The sequence below is a fragment of the Neptuniibacter pectenicola genome, from assembly GCF_001597735.1.
Taxonomy (GTDB): Bacteria; Pseudomonadota; Gammaproteobacteria; order Pseudomonadales; family Balneatricaceae; genus Neptuniibacter; species Neptuniibacter pectenicola.
This window is the reverse complement of sequence record NZ_LUTS01000073.1, coordinates 1-485: the sequence shown is the minus strand read 5'-3', so window position 1 is coordinate 485 and position 485 is coordinate 1. Positions and strand designations below refer to the sequence as shown.

1 protein-coding gene is annotated in these 485 nt (G+C 55.7%); it reads right to left on the bottom strand.

Going from position 1 to position 485, the window contains the following annotated elements; genetic code table 11:
* Positions 1-16: 16 nt before the first annotated feature.
* Positions 17-485 (bottom strand): hypothetical protein (locus A3773_RS19780; protein WP_197462836.1); only part of this gene is annotated, 469 nt, incomplete at its 5' end.

Below are 485 nucleotides of genomic sequence, written 5' to 3'. Positions count from 1 at the left end.
ACATTATCAGTCCCTACTAACATAGGGTCTGCTTACCTGCGTTTCTCCTCTTTCTTCCTTCTTTCTTCTTTTTCTCCCTTCCCCTTCTCCCTCCTTCCCTCCTCCTCCCCCTCCTCCCTCCCCCCCCCCTCCCCCCTCCCCCCCCTCTCCTTCCTCCTCCCTCCCCTCCCTCTTTTTCCCTCCCTCCCTCCCTTCTCTCTTCTCCTTTTCCCCCCCTTCCTCTCTTTTTCCCCTTTTTTCTTTCTTTTCTCTCTCCCTTCTTCCTCCCCTTTCTTTCTTTCCTTTTTCCTCCTCTCCCTCTTTTCCCCCCCTCCTCTCCCTCCCTTTTCCTTCCTCCCCTCCCTCTTTCTCCCTTCCTCTCCCTTCCCTTCTTTCTCTCTCCTCCCCCTTCCCTCTCCTCTTCCCCTTTCTCCCCTTCCTTTGCCCCCCTCCTCCCCCTCTTCTCCTCCTCACTTCCTCTCTTCCCTCTTTTCTCTCTCCTCTTC